The 20,220-nt window shown below is 69.3% G+C and carries 23 protein-coding genes; 3 read left to right on the top strand and 20 right to left on the bottom strand.

All coding sequences use genetic code 11. The features are described 5' to 3' along the window. Window positions 1-14: 14 nt before the first annotated feature. Complete coding sequence (selB, locus tag AB7E83_RS08450) at window positions 15-2,000, bottom strand: selenocysteine-specific translation elongation factor (RefSeq protein WP_428567753.1); 1,986 nt, start codon at window positions 1,998-2,000, stop codon at window positions 15-17. Beyond that, window positions 1,997-3,421 (bottom strand): L-seryl-tRNA(Sec) selenium transferase, encoded by a 1,425-nt coding sequence (gene selA / locus AB7E83_RS08445; protein WP_428567750.1) that lies wholly within the window; start codon window positions 3,419-3,421, stop codon window positions 1,997-1,999. The genes selB and selA overlap by 4 nt, the downstream gene beginning before the upstream one ends. A gap of 144 nt (window positions 3,422-3,565) precedes the next feature. Between selA and AB7E83_RS08440 the strand changes: the two genes are divergently transcribed. Continuing rightward, the gene (locus tag AB7E83_RS08440) at window positions 3,566-3,811 is read left to right on the top strand and encodes a FitA-like ribbon-helix-helix domain-containing protein (protein WP_428567748.1); all 246 of its coding nucleotides are present in this window, start codon (window positions 3,566-3,568) and stop codon (window positions 3,809-3,811) included. After that, the gene (locus tag AB7E83_RS08435; RefSeq protein WP_428567746.1) at window positions 3,808-4,206 is read left to right on the top strand and encodes a type II toxin-antitoxin system VapC family toxin; all 399 of its coding nucleotides are present in this window, start codon (window positions 3,808-3,810) and stop codon (window positions 4,204-4,206) included. The genes AB7E83_RS08440 and AB7E83_RS08435 overlap by 4 nt, the downstream gene beginning before the upstream one ends. A gap of 18 nt (window positions 4,207-4,224) precedes the next feature. Here AB7E83_RS08435 and AB7E83_RS08430 read toward each other — a convergent pair whose 3' ends face one another. The 8 genes from AB7E83_RS08430 to AB7E83_RS08395 all read right to left on the bottom strand — a co-directional run bounded on the left by AB7E83_RS08430 (window position 4,225) and on the right by AB7E83_RS08395 (window position 11,533). Then, on the bottom strand, window positions 4,225-5,304 hold the full coding sequence (locus tag AB7E83_RS08430) for a M35 family metallo-endopeptidase (protein WP_428567743.1): 1,080 nt from the start codon (window positions 5,302-5,304) through the stop codon (window positions 4,225-4,227). Between the two features lie 68 nt (window positions 5,305-5,372). Continuing rightward, on the bottom strand, window positions 5,373-5,882 hold the full coding sequence (locus tag AB7E83_RS08425; RefSeq protein ID WP_428567741.1) for a UGSC family (seleno)protein: 510 nt from the start codon (window positions 5,880-5,882) through the stop codon (window positions 5,373-5,375). A 33-nt stretch (window positions 5,883-5,915) separates the two neighbouring features. Continuing rightward, window positions 5,916-6,647 carry an ABC transporter ATP-binding protein gene (locus tag AB7E83_RS08420; RefSeq protein WP_428567738.1) on the bottom strand — a complete coding sequence of 244 codons (732 nt, stop codon included), beginning with the start codon at window positions 6,645-6,647 and terminating at the stop codon, window positions 5,916-5,918. Next, a complete protein-coding gene (locus tag AB7E83_RS08415) occupies window positions 6,644-7,432 on the bottom strand; it encodes an ABC transporter ATP-binding protein (protein ID WP_428567736.1) in 789 nt (262 codons plus the stop codon). Before AB7E83_RS08415 ends, AB7E83_RS08420 begins: the two co-directional genes overlap by 4 nt. After that, on the bottom strand, window positions 7,429-8,322 hold the full coding sequence (locus AB7E83_RS08410) for a branched-chain amino acid ABC transporter permease (RefSeq protein ID WP_428567734.1): 894 nt from the start codon (window positions 8,320-8,322) through the stop codon (window positions 7,429-7,431). Before AB7E83_RS08410 ends, AB7E83_RS08415 begins: the two co-directional genes overlap by 4 nt. Window positions 8,323-8,335: 13 nt before the next feature. Further along, the gene (locus tag AB7E83_RS08405; RefSeq protein WP_428567731.1) at window positions 8,336-9,226 is read right to left on the bottom strand and encodes a branched-chain amino acid ABC transporter permease; all 891 of its coding nucleotides are present in this window, start codon (window positions 9,224-9,226) and stop codon (window positions 8,336-8,338) included. Between the two features lie 34 nt (window positions 9,227-9,260). Then, entirely contained in the window at window positions 9,261-10,403 is a 1,143-nt protein-coding gene (locus tag AB7E83_RS08400) for an ABC transporter substrate-binding protein (RefSeq protein WP_428567728.1), read from the bottom strand. Between the two features lie 53 nt (window positions 10,404-10,456). Continuing rightward, on the bottom strand, window positions 10,457-11,533 hold the full coding sequence (locus AB7E83_RS08395) for a hypothetical protein (RefSeq protein WP_428567725.1): 1,077 nt from the start codon (window positions 11,531-11,533) through the stop codon (window positions 10,457-10,459). Between the two features lie 134 nt (window positions 11,534-11,667). Between AB7E83_RS08395 and AB7E83_RS08390 the strand changes: the two genes are divergently transcribed. Beyond that, a complete protein-coding gene (locus tag AB7E83_RS08390; protein WP_428567722.1) occupies window positions 11,668-12,414 on the top strand; it encodes a hypothetical protein in 747 nt (248 codons plus the stop codon). Between the two features lie 31 nt (window positions 12,415-12,445). Here the strand turns inward: AB7E83_RS08390 and AB7E83_RS08385 are convergent, their stop codons facing one another. The 10 genes from AB7E83_RS08385 to AB7E83_RS08340 form a co-directional block, all read right to left on the bottom strand. Beyond that, window positions 12,446-12,739, bottom strand: coding sequence for a DUF202 domain-containing protein (locus tag AB7E83_RS08385; protein WP_428567720.1), 294 nt, complete (start codon window positions 12,737-12,739; stop codon window positions 12,446-12,448). Between the two features lie 7 nt (window positions 12,740-12,746). After that, window positions 12,747-13,094: a YidH family protein gene (locus tag AB7E83_RS08380; RefSeq protein WP_428567717.1), complete on the bottom strand. Its 348-nt coding sequence runs from the start codon at window positions 13,092-13,094 to the stop codon at window positions 12,747-12,749. Between the two features lie 35 nt (window positions 13,095-13,129). After that, window positions 13,130-14,107: a Bug family tripartite tricarboxylate transporter substrate binding protein gene (locus AB7E83_RS08375; protein ID WP_428567714.1), complete on the bottom strand. Its 978-nt coding sequence runs from the start codon at window positions 14,105-14,107 to the stop codon at window positions 13,130-13,132. Between the two features lie 130 nt (window positions 14,108-14,237). Next, complete coding sequence (locus AB7E83_RS08370) at window positions 14,238-14,657, bottom strand: carboxymuconolactone decarboxylase family protein (RefSeq protein ID WP_428567712.1); 420 nt, start codon at window positions 14,655-14,657, stop codon at window positions 14,238-14,240. Continuing rightward, a complete protein-coding gene (locus AB7E83_RS08365; RefSeq protein WP_428567710.1) occupies window positions 14,654-15,490 on the bottom strand; it encodes an SDR family oxidoreductase in 837 nt (278 codons plus the stop codon). The genes AB7E83_RS08370 and AB7E83_RS08365 overlap by 4 nt, the downstream gene beginning before the upstream one ends. Before the next feature lie 22 nt (window positions 15,491-15,512). Next, window positions 15,513-16,490 carry a Bug family tripartite tricarboxylate transporter substrate binding protein gene (locus AB7E83_RS08360; RefSeq protein ID WP_428567707.1) on the bottom strand — a complete coding sequence of 326 codons (978 nt, stop codon included), beginning with the start codon at window positions 16,488-16,490 and terminating at the stop codon, window positions 15,513-15,515. A gap of 29 nt (window positions 16,491-16,519) precedes the next feature. Next, window positions 16,520-17,374, bottom strand: a complete 855-nt coding sequence (locus AB7E83_RS08355; protein ID WP_428567706.1) for a TauD/TfdA dioxygenase family protein — start codon at window positions 17,372-17,374, stop codon at window positions 16,520-16,522. Continuing rightward, window positions 17,371-18,348 (bottom strand): Bug family tripartite tricarboxylate transporter substrate binding protein, encoded by a 978-nt coding sequence (locus tag AB7E83_RS08350; protein ID WP_428567703.1) that lies wholly within the window; start codon window positions 18,346-18,348, stop codon window positions 17,371-17,373. The genes AB7E83_RS08355 and AB7E83_RS08350 overlap by 4 nt, the downstream gene beginning before the upstream one ends. Before the next feature lie 34 nt (window positions 18,349-18,382). Further along, window positions 18,383-19,291: a TauD/TfdA dioxygenase family protein gene (locus tag AB7E83_RS08345; protein ID WP_428567701.1), complete on the bottom strand. Its 909-nt coding sequence runs from the start codon at window positions 19,289-19,291 to the stop codon at window positions 18,383-18,385. A 19-nt stretch (window positions 19,292-19,310) separates the two neighbouring features. Beyond that, window positions 19,311-20,220, bottom strand: a 910-nt coding sequence (locus AB7E83_RS08340) for a LysR family transcriptional regulator (RefSeq protein ID WP_428567698.1), incomplete at its 5' end; no start/stop codon positions are given.

The following is a 20,220-nucleotide window of genomic DNA, read 5'->3' as shown; positions in this document are numbered from 1 at the left end:
TCGTCGATTGTTCCTCAATTGCGGCCGGGCGGGCGTGCGACCGCCGCGACCGCCGCGACCGCTTCGACCGCTTCGACCGCGATGTTCACATCCACCACCGCATCGCCCGGGCGGGGCGCGCGCAGCGTACGCAAATCGCCTTTTCTCTGCGTCACCCCCAGCCGGTCGAAGCACTCCAGGATCTCGATGGCGAGGCCGCGGCCGGTGCCGATGACGTCGCGGTAGTGCGCGGCGCTGAACGGCCCGCCGTGCCGCTTCGACGTCTCGTCCGCCTTGACCGCCAGCATGTCCATCGTCTGCGGCAACGCGAACCGCTCGGGCGTGAGCTTCACGAGTTCGCCCAAGGCGCTCTTGGCATGCATCAGGTCGCGCAGCGTCTGCAGCGGCGCATTCAGCGTGGCGGCGAGTTCGCGCACGGAGGGGATCATTGCCGCGGCCTGCATCAGCACGGGCTTCGCCCGCTGCCACAGGAGCAGGTCGCGCGGATTGTCGGTGGCGTCGTGCCCGGCATTGGCCACGCGCGAGCCGCGCAACAGCAAACCGGCCGCCGGCGCGATCGACTTCACAAGGGCCGCGAAGTGATCGAAGGGAATCGCCCGCGCCAGGTCGGCATGCAGTTGCGAAAGTTCGATGCCGCCGAGTTCGCGGTATTTCGCGTGGAAGCGGCCGATGCGCTCGACGATGCCTTGCTGCAGCTGCGCGACGCGCCGGTCGGAGAAGGCGCGCGGCGAATGGCCGTCGGCGCGCACGACGATGGCGTAGGGCGGCAGGCGCGCCTCGGCGGTGGCCAGGGGAACGTTGAACACGCGCGCCAGCCACTCGAGCGGCACGCCGTCCTTGCCCCCCTTCACCAGCTCGGCCGCCGCCTGCGTCAGGTCGCCATCCGCCAGCGCGGCCAGCGAGGCATCGCGCTCGGTGCGGGCGAGCTGCGCGGGAAACGGATTCAGGACGATGCCGCCGCCCACGGTGCGCGTCGCCGACTGGTCGCGCACGATCAGCCGGTCGCCATGCACGGCGTGGATCGCGCGGTCGAGGCGCAGTTGCGCGATGGACTCGTCCCCCGGCGCCACCGCCGCGCCGCGACGCAGCGCAAGCCTGGCCGGCACGTCGGCCGCGCCGATATGGACGTGGACCGGCGTCCAGTGCTTCAGGGGCTGCGTCTCGCCAGCGAGCACTTTCACCTGCACGTCGATCCGATCCGTCGGTGCGTGCGCGGACGCTGCGACGACCCAGTCGCCTCGCGTCACGTCCGCGAGTTCCACGCCGGCGAGATTGAGCGCACATCGTTCGCCCGCCGCCGCGCTCGCAGCGGCGCGTCCGTGCCGCTGCAGCTTGCGCACCCGTGCCTCGACGCCGCGCGGCGAGATCGTGAGCAGGTCGCCCTCGGCGATCGATCCCGAGATCACGGTGCCCGTGACGACGGTGCCGCTGCCGGCGACGGTGAACGCGCGATCCACGACGTAGCGGGCATGTTCGTCGTTCGCGGCGTGCTTCGCTTGCCGATTCGCGGCCGTGTCGAGCAGCCGCTGGCGCAGCGCGGGGATGCCCTCGCCCGAAAGCGACGACACCGCGAGCACGGGCGCATCGTGCAGCCGCGTGGCGCCGACCAGATCGCGCACCTCCCGGCCGACCTGCAGCAGGCGGTCGGCATCGACGCGGTCCGCTTTCGTGATCACGATCGTCCCCTCGGCCACGCCCAGCAGGTCGACGATGTGCAGGTGCTCGCGCGTCTGCGGCATCACGCCGTCGTCGGCCGCCACGACCAGCAGAACGTGCCCGATGGCATACACGCCGCTCAGCATGTTGCGCACGAAGCGCTCGTGGCCGGGCACGTCGACGAAGCCGAGCGTCGTGTCGCCCACCGTGCAGTGCGCGAAGCCGATCTCGATGGAGATGCCGCGCGCCTTCTCCTCCGGCAGCCGGTCGGTGTCCACGCCGGTCAGCGCGCGCACCAGCGCCGTCTTGCCGTGGTCGATGTGGCCGGCGGTCGCGACGATCACTTCGCGGCCTTGCGCATGACGAGGCGCGGCAGCTGCGCGAGCAGCGCCGCTTCGTCGTCGAGACAGCGCAGGTCGAGATGGAACACGCCCTTGTGGACGCGCCCGATCGCCGGCATGGGCAAGGCCCTGAACGCCGCGGCGAAATCCGCCGCCGACCATTGCCTGTCCTGCGGCGCGATCGCCAGGCCCGCGCTCGGCAGCAGGTCGACCGGCCGCGCCCCGCTGCCGATCTGGCTCATGCAGTCGACGACCTCGACCTTCGCGTTCGCCTTTTCGCGGAGCGCGGCTTCGAACGCGGGCAGCAGGCGGAGCGCCTGCGCGCGGATGTCGTCGCGCGGCCGCGTCAGCCAGCGCAGCGTCGGCACCTCGCGGCGCGCGCGTTCGGGGTCGAGGTAGAGGCGCAGTGTTGCTTCCAGCGCGGCGAGGATGATCTTGTCGACACGCAGCGCGCGCTTGAGCGGGTTCGCGCGCATGCGCTTCACCAGATCGCGGCTGCCGACGATGATCCCGCACTGCGGCCCGCCCAGCAGCTTGTCGCCGCTGAAGGTGACGGCGCCCGCGCCGTCGGCGATGGCCGCGCGCGGCGTCGGCTCCGGCGGCAGGCCGAACATCGCCAGGTCGATCAGCGAGCCGCTGCCGAGGTCGATCAGGAAGGGGATGCCCTTGCTTCGCGCGAGTTCGCCGAGTTCGCGCTGCGGCACTTCGGCGGTGAAGCCTTCCACCACGTAGTTGCTCGCATGCACCTTCATGAACGCCGCGGTGCGCGGCCCGAACGCCGCCTCGTAATCGCGCAGGTGCGTGCGGTTCGTCGTGCCCACTTCATGCAGCTTGCAGCCGGCGCGCTGCATCACGTCGGGCACGCGGAATGCGCCGCCGATCTCCACGAGTTCGCCGCGCGACACCACGACTTCCCTGCGTGCCGCAACCGTGTTGAGGAGGAGCATCACGGCGGAAGCGTTGTTGTTCACCACGGTCGCCGCTTCCGCGCCGGTGAGGCGGCACAGGAGGTCTTCGACGTGGTCGTCGCGTTCGCCCCTGCGCCCGGTCTCGATGTCGAATTCGAGATTGGTCGCGCAGGTCATGGCCATCAACGCGGCCCGTGCGGCGGCCTCGGGCAGGCATGCGCGGCCGAGATTGGTGTGGAGCACCGTGCCGCTGAGGTTGAAGACGGGGCGCAGCGAGGGCCGATCCTCATTCGCTAGCCGCTGCGCGCAGGACGCGAGCACGGCGCCGTCGTCGATCTCGGCAAGGGGCGTGCCGGAGGTGCGATGCTCTTGAAGCATTTCGCGCAACATCTCCACCACCGGAGCGCGGCCGTGCGCGTCCACCAGCGCTTGTGCGCTGTCGTGGCGCAGGAGTCGGTCGATGGAGGGAAGTGCGCGGCGCCGGTCGGCCGTGCCCGCGTCGAAAGCGGCGCTCATGGGGTCATCGGAGGGCAAGGGGCCAGCGTCGCGCCATGCGCACTTCGCCGCAACCGGGAAAGCCCGGGCGTTCCGTGCTTCGAAAGGCATTGACGTCCTTCGCCCGAGAAACCATAATGGTTCCGTTATGGAAGGATGGTCACGATGCCGACGACCCTGACCCTCAAGAACATTCCCGACGAGGTTTACGAGCGCCTGAAGTCCTCGGCGGAAGCGCACCGGCGCAGCATGAACAGCGAAGCGATCGTGTGCCTCGAAGCGGCGCTGTTGCCGGCCCGCGTCGCGCCGGCAGAGCGGCTTGCGCGTGCGCGCGAATTGCGCGCCACGTTGCCCCGCGGCAAGTTCCGCCCCCGCGACATCGACGCGATGAAGCGGGAGGGCCGCTCGTGATCGTCGTGGATTCGAACGTCCTGGCCTACCTGTACCTGCCCGGCGATCACACGGCGAGCGCGGAGGCGCTGTACGAGCGCGATTCGCATTGGGCCGCGCCGATGCTCTGGCGCAGCGAGTTCCGCAACATCCTCGCCGGCTACCTGCGCCGGGATACCCTCGACTTCGGCCAGGCCTGTCGGCTCCAGGCCGAGGCGGAAGATCTGCTCTCGGGCTCGGAGTTCGACGTCGACTCCGAGCTCGTATTGCGGCTGGTACGGAACAGCGACTGCAGTGCGTATGACTGCGAGTTCGTCGCGCTGGCGATGAAGCTCGACACCAAGTTGATCACGGCGGACAAGAAGTTGCTGCGCGCGTTCCCCGACCATGCAACGGCCCTCGCGCTTGCGAACTGAGTTTTCCGGAGACTTCGCTCACGCAGGCGCCAGGGGTGCGACGACCACGGGCGCGGGAAGCGCGGCCAGCGCCGCGGCTTCGGCCCGCTGCAACGCATACGCGTCTTCGCAGAACAGCCGATAGGTGTCCGCGTTCTTCAAAGCCTTGGCCGGCTCGTTCGCCGCAAGCCGACGAGCCAGTCGGGGGCCATAGGCTTGAGCACTGGCCGGGGGCGCAAACCGCTCGTCGTGGGTCGCCGCAAAGACGTGCGTCGCCTCGTGCAGGACGGCCCCGCCCCGCGACACTTCCATTTCGGGCGAGTCGTTGGCGTGATGCTGCGTCAATCGATAGCCCGTGGTCTCCGCGCCCACGAAGAACTTCGACTCGAGCAGGATGTAAGGCCCCACCGTTGCCTTGGCCGATCCCCAATCCATCCCGCGCCGGACCGCACCGGGAAGCGTGACGTTCGATGTATTGAATCCCATCTCGCCCAGGCTATAGCGGTTCGTCCCCACGTTCGCGCCTGCGTAGTTGAAGCAAACGCCCGTGGCAAGGCCGGCGATCGTCTGCTCGATCCGGCTCTTCGCCATTGCAACGCCCTGCGGCGCCTGCACGCCGAACCATCGGTGGAAAAGCGTCCGGGACGCATTCGGATCGGCCCCGACGGGACTCATGGCCTCGATGGCCAACGCGCCGGCCCGCAAAAGGGCGATCGCCTCGGGAATCGACTGCATGGCCTGATCGCGCTCGGTTTGCGTCGCGTAGAGCAGAAAACTCCCGGCGAGGTAAGGCGCCACGGGATTCGTCGATGCGGGGAAATCGGCCGTGCGCCGCTTGACGCTGTCCAGATGAAGATCCAGGTCGAACTGCCGGAAATTGGTCGGCGGCTTCAGGCTCGCCACGGGCACGATCAGATCGAGCAACATCGCCGCCTTGTGCAGGGCAATGACATCCGCGGTGACGCCGCGGGGCGGCTTCACCGCACCAAGATGTGCATTGATGTTGCTGATGCCCGGTCCGCGGCCCAGGACCCACGCCACGCGATGCGCGAGCATCGCCCGCGAACGATCATCACCGGTTCCGCAAATCGCCCCGAGGGCGGCTCCGACATGGTCCATGCGAAGCAGTGTAGCGGGCGCTCCCGCCCGCCGTCACGCGGACATCCCGGGCAGGAACCAGCGCCGAGTCAACCCGCCAGCAACAACCTCACCACCTCCGGCGCGAGCGCCCTCGCCTTCGCCCGCTGATCGTCCTCCGTGTCCCCGCCCTTGCGGTGCGGCATGATCGCGAGGGCCAGGTTCGGCACTTTCTGAACGCGCGCGGCCAGGCGCGCGGCTTTCTCGAAGTTGTCCCACGCCACGGTCACGGTGTGGATCCCCTTCTTTTCCAACGCTGCGGCGTCGAGCACACTGCCCGACGTGCAGGAGCCTCACATGGCGATGCCGACGATGGCGACCTGACATCGGGCCGCCTCCTCGATCAACTCCTTCGGCGAGGGCGCGGAGCCCCAGGGCTTGACGAAGCGCTTGACCAGCGCGCCGAACGTGCGCTTGAGTTCTTCCTCCAGCTCGTCCGCGAAACTCGCGTCGTAGTTGTCGTCGACGAAGGCGACGGTCGCGCCCTGCAGCGAAGCGAGCTTGCTGTCCGCCTGGTGCTTCTCTTCGCGTTCGGTATAGGCAGGAATCAGGATTTCCATCTTGGGAGCCTCCTTGCTCTCGTATTCACCATACTACGCCGCGGCGCCGAGATACACGTCGCGCACGATGGGGCTCTCGCGCAGCTCGGCGGTGGCGCCGCCCAGCACGCAACGGCCCGATTCGATGACGTAGCCGCGCTGCGCCACCCGCAGCGCCATGCGCGCGTTCTGCTCCACCAGCAGGATCGTCGTGCCGGCTTCGCCCAGCTCGCGGATCGTGCGGAAGATCGCGGCCACCACGAGGGGCGCGACGCCGAACGAGGGCTCGTCGAGGATCAGCAATCGCGGACGGCTCATCAGCGCGCGCGCGATCGCGAGCTGCTGCTGCTCGCCGCCCGACAGGGTGCTCGCGACCTGCTCTCGCCGCTCGCGCAGCACGGGGAACAGCGTGGTCACGCGCTCCATCTCGGCCGGGATGTCGAGTTCCTTGCGGCGCACGTACGCGCCCATCATCAGGTTCTCTTCGACCGTCAGCGTGGTGAGCAGGCCGCGCCCCTCGGGCACCAGCGCCATGCCGGCTTCGACCCGCTGGTCGGTGCGCTCGGCCGTGATGTCGCGGCCGTCGAACCGCACACTGCCGGCGCGCGCGCGAACGAGGCCCGCAACGGCCTTGATCAGCGTCGACTTGCCCGCGCCGTTGGGGCCGATGAGGCAGACGGTTTCGCCGGCCTCCACGTCGAGGTCGATGTCCTGGATCACGTCGCCGCGGCCGTAGCCGCAGCGCAGTCCGCGCACGGACAGCAGTGCCCCCCCGCCCGACGTCATGCCACCGCCTCCTCGGCCTGCGGCGAGCCGAGGTAGGCCTCGAGCACCTGCGGATTCGCCTGGACCTCGGCCGGGCGGCCGTGCGCGAGCAGCTTGCCGAAGTTCAGCACCCACACGTGTTCGGCGATGGACATCACGAGGTCCATGTCGTGCTCGACGACGATCAGACGGCAGTCGAGCGCGGCGGCCAGCTTGTGCAGCAGCTCGCGCAGGCGCGCCTTCTCCACCGGGTTGAGGCCCGCCGCCGGCTCGTCGAGCAGCAGCACGCCGGGCTGCGAGCCGATCGCGCGCGCGATTTCCACCATGCGGCTGTCCCACAGCGTGAGCTGCGACGGGAATTTCTCCTGGGCGGCGCCGACGAGGCCCACATGCTCCAGCGCCTCGCGCGTGCGCTCGCGCATGTCGCTCGTTTCCCACCAGCCGGTGGCCAGGTGGCCGCTCGCGCGCCGGGCGCGTCCATTGGCCGACCGCGCCGCCAGCATCACGTTCTGCCGCACCGTCAGATGCTCGAACAGGCGAACGCCCTGGAAGGTGCGCGACACGCCGCCGCGAAAGATCGCGTCCTGCCGCAGCCCCGTGATCTCGCGCCCCAGCGCATGCACGCGGCCCTGCGTCGGCGCGACCACGCCCGTGAGCACGTTGAACAGCGTCGTCTTGCCCGCGCCGTTGGGGCCGATCACGGCGTCGATGCCGCCGCCGCCGTCGAAGTGCATCGACACGTCGGTCAGCGCGGAGACGCCGCCGAAGCGGACGGTGACGCCCTCGACCTCGATGGCCCGCGTCATCGCGCCGCCTCCTCGTTGCGGCGCCGCCCGCCGAACAGCGCGCGGACGCTGTCGAAGCGGCCGGCGATCCAGCGGATGTTGTCGTGGGAGACGAGGCCGGCGGGCCGCAGGGCGAGCAGCAGCATCGTCGCCGCGCCGATGAAGAGCAGGCGGTAGTTGCCGAGGCCGCGCACCAGCTCCGGCAGCGTCGCGAGCAGCACGGTGCCCACCAGCGCGCCGTAGAAGCGGTCGAGTCCGCCGAAGACGATGGGCAGCTGGATCGCGATCAGGAGCGCGAAGCCGAAGTCGTCCGGACGGATGAAGATCACGTAGTGCGCGAACAGCCCGCCGGACAGGCCGCCCAGCGCGCCGCCGATGGCGAAGATGGTGAGCTTGGTCGCGAGCAGCGGCACGCCCATCTGCGGCACGATGAACTCGTCGTCGCAGATCGCCGTCTTGAGCTGGCCGAGGCGCGTGCGGTCGAGGATCACGAAGCCGGCGATGGTGAGCGCGAGCAGCGTCGCCGCGAGCCCCAGCGTCGTGTGCGGCTTGATGCCCGCCAGGCCCGTCGTCGCGCCCGCGAAGTCCGCGTTGTTGAGAATGACGCGCAGCGACTCGGCAAAGCTCAGGCTGAAGATCGCGTACGCGAAGCCCGACAGCCGCACCCGCGTCGCGAGCGAATCGATGATGAGCGCCGCGAGCGCCGCCGCGCCCGTGCCCGCGAGCAGCGCGACGGCGAAGGAGACGTCGTGGTTGCGCGTCAGCAGCGCGCTGGTGTACGCGCCGATGGCCATGTAGCCGGCGATGCCCACGTCGAGCTGCTTCATCGACAGCGGCAGATAGTGGCCGAGCGCCGCGATGCACATGATGCACTGCACGGTCAGGAAGGCGCCGAGTTCGGTATTGCCCATGCTGGCCCGGTCTTCAGACGCGCTGCGACACGCGGCGGCCCATCAGCCCATCGGGCCGGACCATCAGGATGACGATCATCACGAGATACGCGAACAGGTCGCGGTAGGACGTATCGAGGAACACGACGGCGAAGGACTCGACGAAGCCGAGCAGGTAGGCGCCGACGACGGCCGCCGGAATGCTGCCCATCCCGGCGAAGAGCACGATGGCGATCGCCTTGAATTCGAGCGGCGTGGAGAAGTGCGGATCGATGGCCGCGATGGTGAGCCCAAGCAGCACGCCCGCCGCGCCCGCGAGCATCGACGCGAGCATGAGCGTGCGCGCGGAGGTCGCGTTCACGCGCACGCCGAGCAGCGACGCGGCCTGCTCCGAATCGGCGACGGCACGGATCGCGCGGCCCATCCAGGTCTTGCGAACGATCCAGGTCAGCGCCACCACCATCGCCGCGGTGACGAGCAGCACGGCGAGCTGGCCCACGGTGAAGTACGGCGTCTGGTCGCCCAGCTTGAAGCGGATCACGGTGCTCGTGAACGCCTCGGGATACGCGATGGACTGCCCGCCCGCCACGAAGATGCGCAGCAGTTCATGCACGACGATCGCGAACGACGCCGAGGTGACCATGGGGATCAGGTGGTGCTGTCCGCGCACCGGCCGGATCGCCATCCACTCGACCAGCAGGCCGAGGATGCCGCCCGAGACGATGCCCGCGACGAGCGCGAGCGTCACGCTGCCGGTCGCGCGCAGCACGCCGTAGCCGACGTAGGCGCATGCGGCGATGACCGCCGCATGGCCCAGGTACACCAGGCGCAGGACGCCGAACACCAGCGTGAAGCCGACGGCCACGAGCGCGTAGGTGCTCCCGAGCGTCAGCGCATTGATGAAGTTCTGCGCGAGGTTTCCCATCGTCGATGTCGTCGATGTCGTCGAGGCGCGGCGGTCAGCCCACGCGCACCCACTTGCCCTTGCGGAACTGCAGCACGAGCGGCGTGGCCTGCATGAAGCCGTCCTTCGTCATCGTCATGGTGCCGGTCAGGCCCTTGTAGTTCTTCATGCCGTTGAGCGCCTCGGTGAACTTCTTGCGGTCGTCGGCGCGGTTCGCCGCGGCGCCGCTCAGGTTGCCCTTCTCGATCGCTTCCTTGCTGACCATGATCACGTCGTAGGGCAGCGCGGCGTTGAAGGTGGGCGGACGGCCGTTGGTCTTGGACTCGTAGGCCTTGATGAAGTCCTTCACGCGCGGATCGGGGTCGGAGGCGAGGTCGGCCTGCGCGTAGCGGTACACGCCTTCGGAGAGCTCGGGCGGCTGGTCGTTCCACAGCACGCTGTAGGCGGACTGCGTCACCATGACCGTGCCCTTGTACTGCGCCTTGCGGATTTCCTTGAGCATGCCGATGGCGGGACGGTCGAGCGTCGAGATGACGATGAGGTCGGGCTGCGCCGCGGCGATGCGCGACATGAGGGGGCCGAAGTCCACGTCGTTCGCGCCGACCGTGAGGGTCTCGGCGACCTGCACCTTGCCGTCGGTGAGCGCCTTCACGCTGGCTTCGCCGTAGAGATTCGACGCGTTGTCGGCCTTCTGGATGACGACGGCGGCCTTCTTCGGCTTCACGACGCCGAGCACGGCGTTGATCGCCAGCGGCGTCGACACGTTCGAGGGCGTGAGGATCGAGTAGCCCCACGGCCGGTTCGCCGCCGTCAGGCCCGCGGCCGCGGTGGCCGACGCGAACGCCGGGCATTGCATGCTGTTGGCGACCGGGAAGGCGACTTGCGACTCCTGCGACAGCGTCGAGCTCACGATCAGCGCCTCGTTGCAGGCCTGGCGGATCAGCGCGGCGACCTGGCCGGGGTTGCTCTGCGTGTCGGCCATGTTCAGCGCGATGGGCCGGCCCTTGATGCCGCCCTTGCGGTTGATTTCCTCCACGGCCACTTCGTAGCCGAGCTTGAAGTCCTGGCTGTAGCCGGCGTTCGCGCCGGTGATCGGCAGGAACACCGAGATCTTCCAGGGCTCGCCCTGCTGCGCCGCCGCGGGCAGCACGCATGCGGCTGCGAGCAGTGCCGCCGCGAGTGTCAGTCGTCTCTTCATCGCTTGTCTCCTGTTGCGTGCGCTCGGGGCGCGGGTTTGGAATCTCTTGCGTTCTACCGGCCGGGGATGCGCACGGGCCGCGTGACCGCATAGCCGCCGAATGCGCCCCAGCCGGGCAGCACCGCGGCGAAGTACGCCACGCCGCCCGCGACGACGATATGGATGTCCTCGGGCCGGTCGGTCACGGGGATGCGGCTCGCGTCGTCGAGCTTCGTGTAGTCGTAGCGCGCGAGCGTGCGCTTCTGCTCCACCAGCGCCTTGCGCATGCCTTCGTGGAAGACGCCGCAGGCCTTGAGCTCGCCGCCGGGCCGGCGCGCGTTGTCCCAGAGGTGGTGGCGGATGTCGTCCTTGGACCAGCCGGCCTTCGCGAACTCGGCGGCCTGCCGGCGGTTGATGACGACGAGCGTCTGCCCCGCGTAGTGCGCGTTGTTGTTGCCCAGGCCGATGAGCGAGTCGCCGATGGAGTACAGCATCTCCGCGGGCGTGCCCTGCGCGTCGACGCTGTGCGGCGGCTCGCACGCGAACACCGTCACCGCGTTGCTGCCGGGCGCGCAGCCGCGCTCCACGTGCAGCGGCGGCCACGGGTTTTCCTCTTCCTCCTCGGCGATGCAGAAGGTATATTCGCCGGGGTGCGACATGGTGGACATGTCGGTCTCCCACGGCACCGCGCCGCCGATGTTCCAGATCGCGAGGCGCACCGCGCGGCCCACCGTCGCGTTGGCGCGGTAGCCGTTGCCGAAGATCCCCTCGCGCGAATTGAATTTGAGCTCCTTCGCGATGGGGCCGCCCACGATCACGAGCGGGCAGCACATGTGCGTGGTCTGGATCACGCCGGTGAGGTTGTGCTCGGGCGCGAGCATCGCCTCCATCGCGGCGAGCACGATGGGGAAGTACTCCGGCTTGCAGCCGCCCATGACCGCGTTGATCGCGAGCATCTCCACGGTGGCGTCGTTGTTCTTCGGGCCGATCGGGCCGAGGTTCTCGTCGCGGTCGCGCCCGCCCGCGGCGATCATCGCCTCGACCAGTTTGCGGGTGGGCAGCACGACCGGCAGCCCGTCGGACCAGCCCTTGTCGAAGAAGGTCTCGACCGCCTGTTCGTAGTCGTCCGATTCGAACGAGACTGCTCGCATGGAAGCTCCCGCGCGGCGAACGGCCGCGACTCGGAGGCCATCGTTCGCGGGGGCCGGTAGGCGGTCAATCGGGCTTACCCGATTGATCCGTGCAATGGAACGCCCAGAGTGAGTGAGCAAGGAGGGACTTCGTCATGCGACTCCAGAGCATCGCCACCGCGCTCAACCTGCGCGCCTCGCCCGGCGGCAAGGTCATCGGGGAACTGCGCATGGGGGACGTCGCCGAGACGCCGAAGAAGTTCTTCGCCAAGGAATGGGCGGAGGTCGCCGTGACGACGGGCGTGAGCGCCGGGCTGAAGGGCTTCGTGCGCCGCAAATGGCTCGCCCAGCACTTCGATGCGCCGCCGCGGCTTTCGGGCGAGGACCGCACGGCCGCCGCACGCATCGTCGCGCAGCGCACGCACGAGTTCGACGCCATCGCCTACGGCCTCGGCGACAAGGCGAAGTCGTGGACGGCCTTGCGCGGCGCCAGGCGCATCGACTGCTCGGGCTGGGTCTACCTGATGATCGGCGAGATCCTCGCGGCCTACGGGAAGAAGACGCCGCCGGGGGCCTTCCTATCGCACTCCGACGACCAGGTGACGCGCTGCGGCGCGGGCGCCGAATGCCTGATCACGGCGCCGTACCTGCAGCACACGCATTTCCAGCCGGGCGTGATCGTGGGCCTCGACTACTCGGAATATTCATGGGACCGCGGCCGCGCGCTCGACGTCGACCACGTCGGCATCGTGGGCGGGGACGCCGGAGATCTGTTCTTCTCGCAGAGTTCGAGCTCGGGCGGCGGCGTCAACCGCGTGCCGCTCGCGAAATGGCTGAAGAGCCACGATGCGCTCGCGCGCGCCGGGCGCATGCACGTGGCCGACCTGCTCGCCCTGCCCTGACCCCGGCGCGAGCGGACGGTAGCGGGCGGCTTCAGCGCATCGCCACGTAGGCGGCGCAAAGCGCGATGGCCGACGTGCAGGCGGCCACGGCAAGGATCAGCAAAGCCGGCGCGGATGTCGCCGGACCTTCGCGCCCGCGGAACGCGGCAAAGAGCATGCAGGCCACCGCGCCGAGACTCGCGACGGCCGACACGACGAGCGCCGACGTCGCGGCGCTCATGTGCGCCGCGCGCACGACGAGCATGCCGACGCCGAACATGCCGAGCGCCGTGCGCTGCCAGGCGAGCGAGGTGCGTTCGGGCTGGAGGCCGGGGTCGCGCGTCATGTCCGCGTCACGTCCAGCCGGTGGCGATCAGGAGCGCTGCCGCGACCGACAGCACCGCGAGGCCGATGGCCGTGGCGACGATGAGCGTGGACCGCGGCAGCGGACGCGCGTGCCGCATCGCGATCTCGTTGCCGCGCCAGCGCCAGTAGGCCGCCGCGCCGACGAGGGCCGCAGCGCCGGCCAGCGCCACCGCGAGCCAGCTGCCGACCTTGAGCGAGCCGAGCGCGAGCTCGTGCAGGAAGACGCCCGCCGCGAGCAGCCCGAGCGCGGTGCGGACCCACGCGAGGAAGGTGCGCTCGTTCGCGAGCGAAAAACGGTAATCGGGCTCCTTGCCCTCTTCTTGCCAGTGCGCCATCGCCCCAGTCTAGCGGCGTGCGGCGATCCGCGCCCTTACTCGGGCTTGATGCCCGCGAGCCGGATCAGATCGCCCCACTTCTGGTATTCGCTGGCGATGAAGGCCGCGAACTCCGCCGGGCCCGCGTAGTCGACCTCGAAGCCGTTGGCGACGCCGTGGGCCTGCACGTCGGGCGCGGCCAGTGCGGTCTTGCAGGCTTCGCTCGCCTTCGTCACGATGGCTTGCGGCGTGCCGGCCGGCAGCATGATCCCGATCCAGCCCTCGAGCCGGATGTCCTTGTAGCCCAGCTCCTCGAAGGTCGGCACGTCGGGCAGCGAGGCGAGCCGCTTGCCGCTGGTGACGCCGATGGCGACCAGCTTGCCGCTCTTGATGTGCGGCGCGAGCGGCCCGCCCGCTTCGAACAGCACCTGCGTGTGCCCCGCGATCGTGTCGTTCACCGCCGGCGCCGTGCCCTTGTACGGCACGTGCAGGAAGGGCGTCGCCACCTTGGCCTTGAACAGTTCCTGCGCCATGTGCGGCGACGAGCCCAGTCCCGGCGACGCGAACGTGACTTTTCCGGATTTCGCCTTGGCGAGCAGTTCGGGCAGCGTCTTGACGCCGAACGCGGGATTCGCGACGAGGATGTACGCCGCCGCCCCGATCTTGCAGACGGGCGCGAAGTCCTTCTGCGGGTTGTACGGCAGCGTCTTCTGCATGTGCGGATTCGCGGCCAGCGCGCCGGACGCGCCAATGCCCCAGGTGTAGCCGTCCGGCACCGCGCGCGCGAGCGCCGCCGTGCCGACCATCGTGCCCGCGCCGGGCATGTTCTCGACGACTACGGTCTGGCCGTTGAGCACCGGGCTCATCTTCGTGGCCATGGCGCGCAGGATGATGTCGGTCAGGCCGCCCGCGGAGACCGGCGCGATGACCCGGATCGACTTGGTGGGGTAGTCCTGGGCCATGGCCGTCGGCGGTGCGAGCGGAAGGGCCAGGGCAAGGGCGGCGAGGCAGGCGAGGCGCGCGGGGAATTTCATGGCGAATCTCCTTGGTCGGGAGGAGCTTGGCGGAGATTCGCGGACGCAGTCAGCGGGTTTGTCTCTAGCGCTTCGGCGGCGTCCGATGCACGGAACGATATGCCGCGCCCGATTGACGGGAGGGGACTTCTCACTCCTTCAGCGGCAGCTCGATCCCGTTCGCCTCGAAAACCTCCCGCACCGCCGCCAGCCCGTTCAGCGCCGCCGGGAAACCCGCGTACACCGACATCATCATCATCACCTCGACGATCTCCTTCGGCGTGACGCCGACGTGGAGCGATGCGTGGATATGCACGCGCAGCTGCGGCCCCGCATTGCCCAGCGCGCACAGCGCCGCGATGACGGCGATCTCGCGCTCGCGCAGGCCGAGGCCCGGGCGTTCGTAGATGTCGCCGAACGGGTATTCGACGAGGTACTTCGCCATGTCCGGGAAGGACTGCGAGAGATTCTCGACGACCTCCACGCCCGTGCGTCCGTCGACGCGTTCGAGATTGATCTCGCCGCGCAGATAGCGCTCCGACTTCGCCGCGTCACGCTTTGCATCCGTCATGCGCCGCTCCCCGCCGCCACGCGCGCCTGCTTCGAGGCCTCGCCCGCCGCCGTGAAATCGCGCGGCCCCGTCAGCCCCAGGCCGCCGTCCACCGGAATCACGGCGCCGGTGATGAAGTCGCCCCACTCGCTGGCGAGAAACATCGCCGCGTGCGCGATGTCGGAGGTGCGGCCCAGACGCTTCAGCGGCACGCGCTGCGCCATCGCGTCGCGTCCCTGCGGCGTCGGCACGAGCCGGTTCAGGCCCTCGGTGTCCGCGATCGGCCCCGGCATGATCGAGTTCACGCGGATGCCGTCCGCGCCCCACTCCGCCGCCATCACGCGCGAAAGCATGTCGACCGCGGCCTTCGCCGCGCACACGTGCGCCTGGTAGGGCGTGGGCGTGAAAGCCTGCGTGGTCGAAATGTGGATGATCGACGCGCCGGGCTTGCGCAGATGGCCGTAGGCGAGGCGCGCGACGTTGAAGCTGCCCAGCAGGTCGATGTCGACGACGGACTTGAACGCGTTGGGCGACATGTCGTTGATCTTCGCGAGGAAGTTGCCGGCCGCGCCGTTGAGCAGCACGTCGATGGGGCCGAAGCGCTCGACCGCGGCATCCAGCGCCTTCTGCACGGCGGCGGGGTCGCGCACGTCGCCGGCAAGGCCGATCGCATCGGCGCCCAGCGCGACGAGTCGGGACGCAGCGGCAGTGATGCGGTCGAGCGAGCGGCTCATCAGGCTCACGTTCGCGCCGGCGCGCGCAAAGCCCTCCGCCACGCCGAAGTTGATGCCGCTGGAGCCGCCGGCCACGAAGAGATGGCGGCCCCTGAAGTCGAAAGGTGCGGATGGATTCATCCGCCGTACCTTATCACCCGAACTACTCGAACTTGATGTTGGCGGCCTTCACGACCTGGCCCCACTTCGTGATCTCGTTGCGCAGCAGGTCGCCGAACTCGGCGGGCGACGTCAGGAAGGGCTCCATGCCGATGACGCCGAGCTTCGCGGCGATGCCGGAGGCGGCGAATGCCTTCTGCGCATCCGCGTTGATCTTCTGCACCAGCGCGGGCGGCGTGCCGCCGGGCGCCATCAGGCCGAACCACACCGACACGTCGAAGCCGGACACGCCCGCTTCGGCGATGGTCGGCACGTTCGGAAACGCGGCCGCCCGTTTGGCCGTCGTCGCCGCGAGCGGGCGCAGCTTGCCGGCCCGCACATGCTGGCCGATGGCCGCTGGCGTGTCGACGATGAAGTCCACCTGCCCCGACAACGCATCCAGCATCGCCGGGTTGCTGCCCTTGTACGCGACGACGGCGGCCTGCAGCCCCGCGCGCGCCTTGAGCAGCTCGTAGGTCAGGTGCGCCATCGTGCCGTTGCCCGCGTGCCCGAAGTTGAGCTTGCCCGGGTTCGCCTTGCCGTAACGCAGGAACTCCTCGAACGTGGTCGCCGGCACGGCCGGATTGACCGTGACGATGAAGGGCGACTGCGCGAGCAGTCCCACGGGCACGAGGTCCTTGTGGACGTCGTAGGGCAGCTTCGCGTAGGCCGACGGCGTGACCGCGATGGTGCTGGAGATCATGAGCAGCGTGTAGCCGTCGGGCGCGGCCTTCGCCACCACGTCGGTGCCGATGGTCGCGCCGGCGCCGGGCCGGTTCTCGACCACGACGCTCTGGCCCCACAACTCGCCCAGCGCCTGCGCGAACATGCGCGTGAACTGGTCGCCGCCGCCGCCTGCGGCATAGGGCAGGACGATCTTCACGGGCTTCGTCGGAAATGCCGCCTGCGCGAAGGCGCCTTGCGATACGGTCAAGGCCAGCAGCGTGGCCAGCGCGAACAGCGTGCGAACGATGGGTTTCATGGTCACCTCTCGATGTGTCGAAACGTCTGTCAGCCGGCCAGCGTGGTCCGGTGCATGAGCCGCCGTTGCGGCAGCTTGTAGTCGAACGTCGCCTTGTGCTGCGTGGAGCAGTTGTCCCACATCACGAGGTCGTGGACGCGCCACGAATGCGTGTAACAGAACTCCGGCTTCACGACGTGCTGCGTGAGCTCGGCGATGAGCGCCTTCGCCTCGTCCTCGGGCCAGCCGACGATCTGCGTCGTATAGCCGTCGCTTACGTACAGGCACTTGCGGCCGTTGACGGGATGGATGCGCACCACGGGATGGATCGCCTCCTGCTCCTGCGTCTTCGCCTGCGCGCGCGCCGAGCTGCCGGCGATGCCGCTGCGCTCGGCGAGCTCGAAGCGGCGCGCCAGGCTGTTGACGGCCTGCAGCCCGTCGATCGTCTTCTTCATCGCGTCCGGCAGCGCGTCGTACGCCGCCGCCGTGTTCGCGAAGTGCGTGTCGCCCAGGGCGCGGCCGTCCTGCATCGGCACCTCGTAGGCGTGCAGCGCCGAGGGGCCGTGCGGGACGTTCAGGAACGGGCCGTCCGAGTGCCAGAACATGCCCGCGTCGTGCGCGCCGATGTACTGGTCGTCCTTCTTGATGTTGGACACCACGAAGATCTCGGGCTTGCGCTCGCCGAGGTAGGCCTCGAACTTGAGCATCTTCAGCTCGCCGAAACGGCGGCTGAAGCGGATGTGGTCGTCGTCGTCGAATGCGCCGGCGCGGATGACGATGACGCCGTGCTCGTAGAACGCGCGGCGCACCGCCGCGAAGTCCTCGTCGGACAGGGGTTTCGACATCTCGAAGCCCGTGACTTCCGCGCCGAGCTTCGGCGCGAGCGGCTTGACGACAACACTCATGGCTTGATCCCCCGGTCCTTGATCAGCTTGCCCCAGCGCGCGCGCTCGGCGCGCACCTCGTCCTGCGCGGGCTTGGCGGGCGCGGCGAGCGCGGGCTCGAAACCCACGGCCAGCAGCTTCGTGCGGTAGCTCGCGTCCTTCAGGATCTCCTGCATGGTCGCGTGCAGCTTCTGCCGCACCTGCGGCGGCACGCCGCTCGGCACCGAGATCACGTTCCATGCCGTGACCTGCAGGCCCGGCAGGCCCTGCTCCGCCGCGGACTTCACGCCCGGCAGCAGCGACGTGCTCGCGGGACTCGTCACCGCGAGCGCGCGCAGCCGTCCGCCCTCGATCAGCGCGCGCGTGCCCGCGACGGTGTCGATCAGCACGGGGATCTGCCCCGCCACGACGTTGTTGATGCCGCTGCCGGTCTGGTTGAACGGCACCGCGAACAGCTTGACGTTCGCCTCCTGCTGCAATACCTCGAACACGAGCTTCGAGGTGGTGCTGGGCAGCGCGACGTTCACCGTCTCGGGCTTCGCCTTCGCCGCCTCCACGAGATCGGTCAGGGTGCGGTAGGGCGCCGACGGATGCACGGCCACGATCATCGGGATGAAGCCGGTGAAGAACACCGGCTCGAAATCCTTGTCGGGGTCGTAGCCGAGTTCGCTGAAGAGGTGCTCGTTGAGCGACAGGCTCGCGATCGTGCCCATGAAGAGCGTGTAGCCGTCCTTGGGCGAACGCGCCGCGGCCTGCGCGCCGACGCGGCCGTCGGCGCCGGGCCGCGATTCGACGATGAAGTTCTGCCCGAGGCGCGTCGACAGTTGCTCGGCGAGGACACGTGTCGCGACTTCGGTGCCGGAGCCCGGCGCGCCCGGAATGATGATCCTGACGGGCCGCGAAGGCCAGGCGTCCTGCGCGAACGAGGCGGTGGCGGATGCGGCGCCGGCAAGGGCGAGCGCGGCGAGCGCGGCGCGTCGGCTGAAGAAGGTCATGTGGGTCGATGCTCCTTTGTCGTTGTCGTGCGGATCAGGCGGGCCGCCAGGCGACCGTCGGCGGCCCGGACGTTCCCACGCGGTTCATGTGGCGCGTGAGGCCCTCGTAGTCGAAGATCGCGAGGTGCTGCACGGCGCGGTTGTCCCAGATCACCACGTCGTTCGGCGTCCACTGGTGGCGGTACTGGAAGCGCGGCTCCTTGATGTGGTTCCACAGCAGCTCCAGCAGGGCGTCGCTCTCCGCCTGCGGCAGGCCGTCGATGCATTTCGTGTGGCCCTCGCTCACGTACAGGCAGGGCTCGCCCGTGCGCGGATGCGCGCAGACGACGGGCTGGCTGATGTCCGGCAGCTTCGCCTTCTGCTCGGGCGTGAGCGGGTCGCGCTTCATCTGGCCCTTGGCCGCCTTCTTCGCGACGTGATGCTCGAAGCTGTGCGTGGCCGTCATGCCGACGAGGCGCTCGCGCAGCTCCTTCGGCAGCGACTTGTACGCATGGATCGCGCTGGCGAACGCGGTGTCGCCGATTCGCTTGCCGTCGCGCTCGGGAATCTCCAGCCCGTAGAGCACGCTGTACATCTCGGGCTGCTTCTTGAACGACGCGTCGGTGTGCCACAGCATGCCGGCGTCCTCGATGCCGATGGCGCGGCCGTCGACCTTCTTGTTGGAGATCAGAGCGACGTTGGGCTCCTCCTTCAGCGTGTACTGCGGATAGAACAGCGGCAGCACCTCGCCGATGCCGGCCGCGAGCTGCACGTGCTGCGCGGGCGTGAAGCGCTGGTTGCGCAGCACCACGACCGAACGCGTGTCGAGCGCCTCGAGGATCGCTTCGCACATCTGCGGCGTGACGCCCGCGCCTACGTCCACGCCGGCGACTTCGGCGCCGATGACCGTGTCGAAGGGAAGGATGCGCGGCTTCTGCGCGGGGGGTGTGAGGGTGGCTTGCATGGGAGTCTCCTTGCGGGGTTCAAATCTTGCGGACCCGGCTCGACTTGCCGGTCGCCTTGCCGGTCGCCTTGGCGGTCGTCTTGCCGGTCGTCCTGGCGGTGGTCCTGCGCGCGACCCGGAAGAGGTCCGCGCACTGCGGAAGGATCTTCTCGATCTGCGGCTGCACCACCTCACCCAGCGCGGCCAGCGCGGCGTCGCGAATGCGGCCGTGCAGGTCTTCGCCCTCGTTCGCGCGCATGGCGACGACGATGGTGCGGTGAATCGGGTTGCCGGGCAGCGGCGCGACGCGCGCGCGCACCGACGACACCATCGACTTCAGGTATATCAGCGGCGTCATGATCGTCCAGCCGAAGCCCGCCGCGACCATGCGCACCGCGGCATCGGTCGTGTCGAACTGATGGCGCACCTTCGCCTCCGCGCCGGCGCGCGCCAGGTAGGACTGGATGGTCGCGCCCATGTGCGAATCGCGCCCGTAGCGGATGAACGGAATGTCGGCCGCGATGGCGCGGATGTCGTCCACGGGTCCGCGCCAGGACATCGGCAGCACCAGCACGAACGACTCGGTGAGAAGCGGCAGGGCGACGACGCCGGCGGGCAGTCGTTCGTCGGACGTCACGATCACGTCGGCTTCCCGATCGATCAGGGCCTGCATGCTCGTGCCCTTGAAGCCCGAGGTGACCGTCCATTCGAGCGCCGCGTCGTTCAGGTGGGACAGCATGGCCGCGCCGGCCGTGGAAGTGAAGCTGTCGAGCATGCCGATGCGCAGCAGCGGAACGCGCCCGCTCGCGCCCTGCCGGGCGGTGTCCTCGAGCTCGCGCACCTTCGCCGACACGTCGCGCGCGCAGCGCAGCACGGAGGTTCCCACGAGCGTGAGCGCGGGCGGCCGCACGCTGCGGTCGAACAGGCTCACGCCGAGGATTTCCTCCAGC

The sequence above is a fragment of the Ramlibacter sp. genome (assembly GCF_050250995.1).
In the GTDB taxonomy this organism is placed as follows: Bacteria; Pseudomonadota; Gammaproteobacteria; order Burkholderiales; family Burkholderiaceae_C; genus Ramlibacter.
This window is presented reverse-complemented; position numbering and strand designations above follow the sequence as displayed.

Excerpts from the sequence above, each read along its gene's own strand:
- selA (WP_428567750.1), bottom strand. The coding sequence starts at position 3,421 with ATGAGCGCCGCTTTCGACGCGGGCACGGCCGACCGGCGCCGCGCACTT.
- AB7E83_RS08440 (WP_428567748.1), top strand. The coding sequence starts at position 3,566 with ATGCCGACGACCCTGACCCTCAAGAACATTCCCGACGAGGTTTACGAG.
- AB7E83_RS08430 (WP_428567743.1), bottom strand. The coding sequence starts at position 5,304 with ATGGACCATGTCGGAGCCGCCCTCGGGGCGATTTGCGGAACCGGTGAT.
- AB7E83_RS08420 (WP_428567738.1), bottom strand. The coding sequence starts at position 6,647 with ATGACGTCGGGCGGGGGGGCACTGCTGTCCGTGCGCGGACTGCGCTGC.
- AB7E83_RS08415 (WP_428567736.1), bottom strand. The coding sequence starts at position 7,432 with ATGACGCGGGCCATCGAGGTCGAGGGCGTCACCGTCCGCTTCGGCGGC.
- AB7E83_RS08410 (WP_428567734.1), bottom strand. The coding sequence starts at position 8,322 with ATGGGCAATACCGAACTCGGCGCCTTCCTGACCGTGCAGTGCATCATG.
- AB7E83_RS08405 (WP_428567731.1), bottom strand. The coding sequence starts at position 9,226 with ATGGGAAACCTCGCGCAGAACTTCATCAATGCGCTGACGCTCGGGAGC.
- AB7E83_RS08400 (WP_428567728.1), bottom strand. The coding sequence starts at position 10,403 with ATGAAGAGACGACTGACACTCGCGGCGGCACTGCTCGCAGCCGCATGC.
- AB7E83_RS08395 (WP_428567725.1), bottom strand. The coding sequence starts at position 11,533 with ATGCGAGCAGTCTCGTTCGAATCGGACGACTACGAACAGGCGGTCGAG.
- AB7E83_RS08390 (WP_428567722.1), top strand. The coding sequence starts at position 11,668 with ATGCGACTCCAGAGCATCGCCACCGCGCTCAACCTGCGCGCCTCGCCC.
- AB7E83_RS08385 (WP_428567720.1), bottom strand. The coding sequence starts at position 12,739 with ATGACGCGCGACCCCGGCCTCCAGCCCGAACGCACCTCGCTCGCCTGG.
- AB7E83_RS08380 (WP_428567717.1), bottom strand. The coding sequence starts at position 13,094 with ATGGCGCACTGGCAAGAAGAGGGCAAGGAGCCCGATTACCGTTTTTCG.
- AB7E83_RS08375 (WP_428567714.1), bottom strand. The coding sequence starts at position 14,107 with ATGAAATTCCCCGCGCGCCTCGCCTGCCTCGCCGCCCTTGCCCTGGCC.
- AB7E83_RS08370 (WP_428567712.1), bottom strand. The coding sequence starts at position 14,657 with ATGACGGATGCAAAGCGTGACGCGGCGAAGTCGGAGCGCTATCTGCGC.
- AB7E83_RS08365 (WP_428567710.1), bottom strand. The coding sequence starts at position 15,490 with ATGAATCCATCCGCACCTTTCGACTTCAGGGGCCGCCATCTCTTCGTG.
- AB7E83_RS08360 (WP_428567707.1), bottom strand. The coding sequence starts at position 16,490 with ATGAAACCCATCGTTCGCACGCTGTTCGCGCTGGCCACGCTGCTGGCC.
- AB7E83_RS08355 (WP_428567706.1), bottom strand. The coding sequence starts at position 17,374 with ATGAGTGTTGTCGTCAAGCCGCTCGCGCCGAAGCTCGGCGCGGAAGTC.
- AB7E83_RS08350 (WP_428567703.1), bottom strand. The coding sequence starts at position 18,348 with ATGACCTTCTTCAGCCGACGCGCCGCGCTCGCCGCGCTCGCCCTTGCC.
- AB7E83_RS08345 (WP_428567701.1), bottom strand. The coding sequence starts at position 19,291 with ATGCAAGCCACCCTCACACCCCCCGCGCAGAAGCCGCGCATCCTTCCC.